4 protein-coding genes are annotated in these 3920 nt (G+C 62.6%); 2 read left to right on the top strand and 2 right to left on the bottom strand.

Annotation, left to right across the window (positions count from 1 at the left end):
- Both AC5DC2_RS20740 and AC5DC2_RS20735 read right to left on the bottom strand, forming a co-directional pair.
- On the bottom strand, positions 1 to 677 hold a 677-nt coding region (locus tag AC5DC2_RS20740), incomplete at its 3' end, for a molybdopterin-dependent oxidoreductase (RefSeq protein ID WP_491699856.1).
- Between the two features lie 7 nt (positions 678 to 684).
- Positions 685 to 1740, bottom strand: coding sequence for an alcohol dehydrogenase catalytic domain-containing protein (locus AC5DC2_RS20735; protein WP_491699855.1), 1056 nt, complete (start codon positions 1738 to 1740; stop codon positions 685 to 687).
- Positions 1741 to 1877: 137 nt separating this feature from the next.
- Here AC5DC2_RS20735 and AC5DC2_RS20730 point away from each other — a divergent pair, with 137 nt between their 5' ends.
- Positions 1878 to 2804 (top strand): thiamine pyrophosphate-binding protein, encoded by a 927-nt coding sequence (locus AC5DC2_RS20730; RefSeq protein WP_491699854.1) that lies wholly within the window; start codon positions 1878 to 1880, stop codon positions 2802 to 2804.
- 12 nt (positions 2805 to 2816) lie between these two features.
- Complete coding sequence (locus tag AC5DC2_RS20725; protein WP_024706359.1) at positions 2817 to 3821, top strand: transketolase family protein; 1005 nt, start codon at positions 2817 to 2819, stop codon at positions 3819 to 3821.
- Positions 3822 to 3920 lie beyond the last annotated feature (99 nt).

The following is a 3920-nucleotide window of genomic DNA, read 5'->3' as shown; positions in this document are numbered from 1 at the left end:
GCCCACCATTCGGCCTTGTCGAGGTCGCCGTGGCGCGGCGAGACCGAGATCAGACGCGTCTTTCCTTTCGCGAGGTTTTCAAGCCAGGGCGCGACCTCGTGGCGGGACGTGCCGGAGGAGGCGACCTGCGCGGTTCTGGGCGAAATGCCGCCAAAGGCGAGCATCAACTCGCAGGCCCCGCTGACGGAAGGCATGGCCGTCACCTCATCCTGAAAGGCCCGGTTGGAGAGCCCCATAATGTGCGGAAAAAGCACTTCGGCGGCCGCGTGCGAATAGGTTTCGCGCGCGCCGACAAAGCCGCCGGCAAGATTGAGAAAACGACGCATCTGGCTTTGGGCATGGTGAAAGCGTCCGGCGCTCGACCAGCCATAGGAGCCGCCGAAAATCGCGCCATTGCCATACGTTTCGCGCACCCGTGTCAGCTCGCCCGCGCAATGACGGAGCGCCTCGTCCCAGCTGACTTCGACATAGCGGTCGCCCGAGCGCCCCGCTCCGCCATCCCCTTCAAGCCAGCCCTTGCGGATGGCAGGTTTCATGACCCGGCTGTCGCGGTCGCGTGAGGCGCTGGCCCAGCCCTTGCCGATCCGCGAGGGCTGCGGATCGCCCTCGACAGGCAAAAGCGTGCCGGTTTCGCGGTCGATGCGGTAGCTTCCCCAATGGGCGGCCGTATAGGGCATGTGAACCTCACATTTGCGGGTCGAGAATGATCTTGATCTGCACCTCGTCGGGTTCCGGTCGTCGCTCAAGCGCTTCCTCGAAACGGTCCAGCGGATAGCGGTGCGTCACGCAGGCGTCTCCATCTACAAGACCCCGGCTCATCAAGTCCAGCGCCGTGCGATAGGTGAAAGGGGCCAGATGCCCGCCTCTTATGTCGAGCTCCTTGAACTCCCCGAAAATATTGAGGTCGACGGCGACCGGTTTCTTGTAGACGCCGAAGACGACAAGCCGGCCGGCCTTGCGCAGGAGTTCCAGGCCCAGCGTGAAGGCCTGAGTCTGGCCGGAGGCTTCGAGAAAGACATCGGCTCCCCGTCCATCCGTCAAATCCGCCAATGCCGTCTTCAACTCGGGGTCATCCGGGTGGAAAGCCATGTCGGCCCCAAGCGTCAGGGCAAGCCTGCGTTTGGCGCCGCCCGGATTGACGAGAATGAGCTTGCGCGGTGTCTTCAGCCGGGCCGCCTGCAGCATGCCCATGCCGATCGGGCCAGCGCCCGAGACCACGACGACGTCCTCGAAGCCGATATCGGCGCGCTCGACGCCGTGAATGGCGTTTGCCAGCGGCTCGGTAAAGCAGGCGGCCGCGTTGGAGAGGTTCTCGGGCACCTTGTGGATGACGGCGTCGGCCGGATAGATCATGTATTCCGCCCAGCCGCCGTCAAGCGTAGCGCCGATCACGTCCATCCTGTCTGCGAGGTGGTAGAGGCCGCGCTGGCGGAAGAAGTCATTGCCATAGGTGATGTTGAGTTCTGCCACGGCCCGGTCGCCGACGCTCAGATCGTGCCGCTCGCCGGCGCCTTCTCCCAGTTCCACGACCGTCCCGGTAAACTCATGGCCGGGCGTGAAGGGGAAGGGCAGCGACCATGGTCCCGTACCGTCCCACATTGCCCGGTCCGCCGCGCAGATGCCGCTGGCATCGACCCTGACCAGCACCTCGCCCGGCTTCGGCTTGGGTACGGCGATGCCGGTTTCCAGCCGATGCCGATGTCCGAAGCCATGGCAGCGGACGGCTTTCATCGTGTTCATTCCTTCCTCCCTTTCGCAGGCCGTTTCTCCTGTGCGGCGCGGCGGCGAATGTAAGGGCAAAGCCCTCCCACATAAACCGCTTGATTTTTACAAATGACTGAATTAATGACTTTTGTAAAGTTTGAAGGAGGAGCTCAGTGAGAAATTCCAAGACCACCGAAGAGGTCGCTCTCGGCATTCGCCGCCGCGTTTTCGAACACTCGATCCGCAACAATGGCGGCTATCTCAGCCAGGCCTGTTCGGCCGGCGAGCAGCTTGCCTGGCTTTACAACGAGGAGCTCAAGCTCGGCGCGCCGACCCTGCCGATGGTGCCGAAGCCGTTTGAGGGCGTGCCCTCGGCGCAAAATCCCGACTATCATACGGGTGCGGGCTACAACGGCCCGGCGACCCCGGAATTCGACCGGCTGTTCATCGCGCCTGCCCATTATGCGCTGGTGGCCTATGCCACGCTGATCGAAGTCGGCCGCATGGCGCCGGAGGGGCTTGCCATGTTCAACAAGGACGGCTCCTCCGTCGAGATGATCGGCGCGGAGCATTCGCCGGGCATGGAAGTGCATAACGGCACGCTCGGCATCGGCCTTTCAACGGCGGCGGGGCTGGCTTACGGTCGCAGAAGGCGCGGCGATACCGGGCGTACCTGGGTGTTCATGTCCGACGGCGAAGTGCAGGAGGGGCAGACCTGGGAGGCTGTTCAGGCGGCGGCCTATCACGGCATCGACAATCTCTATGCGATCATGGATGTCAATGACCAGCAATGCGACGGGGCGATGAGCTCGGTCATGGATGTCGGCGATATCAGGACGAAGTTCAACGATTTCGGCGCCGTCTGCGTGGAAATCGAGGGGCATGATGTCGACGCGATGCGCGAGGCGGTGAAGGAACCGCATGCGGGCAAGCCGCTGATCATCCTGGCGCGGACAAACCCGTTCAACGCCATGCCGATCCTGGAAGAGCGTTTTCCGCGGCTGCATTACGTGCGGTTCAAATCCGAAGACGAGCGCCAGCGCATGAATGTGTCGATTGCCAAAGACCTTGGCATCGACCCGATCGACTACGCCCACTGAGGAGACGGGACAATGGTAGAAATGGTATCGCGCCCCTATGCGGCGGCATTTGAAAAATTTGCTGCAGGCAATCCCGATATTCTGTGCCTTTCGGCGGATCTGACCTCGTCATGCGAAGTGGACGGGTTTCGCGACCGGCATCCCGATCAGTTCCTCTCGCTCGGCATGGCGGAACAGAACATGATGAGCTTTGCGGGCGGGCTGGGGCTTGCCGGCTTCAGGCCCTTCATACACACCTTCGGCGTCTTCATGTATCGCCGGCCGTATGATCAGTTGATGGCCTCGGTCGCCTATCCCCGCCGCAAGGTGCGGCTCATGGGCTTCCTGCCCGGCGTCACCACGCCCGGCGGCATGACCCATCAGTCGATCGAGGATATTTCGGTGATGCGGTCGATCCCGAACATGACCATCCTCGAAACCGGCGATGCGACCGAGGTGGAAAGCATCTGCGAGGCCGCCGACAGTATTGACGGGCCGGTCTGGTGCCGGGTGCTGCGCGGTTCCGTGCCGCGCCTGTTCGACACGCCCATCAAGGTGGGCGAGATGCGCGAACTGAGCGATGGCGACGATGTTCTGGTGGTCACCGCCGGCATTACCACGGAAGAGGCGATGCGCGCGCGCTCGGCGTTGAAGAATGCGGGCCTTTCGATCCGCCATCTTCATCTCCACACGATCAAGCCGTTTGACGCCAAGGCGCTGCTCGATCATGTCGGCTCGGTACGCCACGGGGTGATCACGCTGGAAAACCATGTGACCGAAGGCGGCATCGGCTCGCTTGTTGCTGAAACCATGGCGGACGCCGGCGTCGGCAAGCGGCTGATCCGCCTGGGCCTGAAAGACACGTATGCGCATGGCGGCTCGCGCAGCTATCTGATGCGCTATTATGGCCTTGATGCGCTGGCGCTGGTGCGCGGCGTCGAGGAGCTTGTGGGCGAAAGCTTCGGCATCGACGAGAGTGATCTGGATTCGGCCCGCGTCGAGGATGTCCACTCGCTGGTCAAGGCGGAAGCGCTTTAGAGCGCCGTGCGTCCTTTCGGACGCACAAAGGACGCTCTAACCTCTTGAATCTACGCATCGTGCTTTCCGAAAAGCGATTCCGATTTTCGGGCCGATGCG

It is taken from the genome of Martelella sp., from assembly GCF_984369615.1.
Note: the sequence above shows the minus strand (reverse complement) of the source record. Positions and strands in the feature narration are given on the sequence as shown.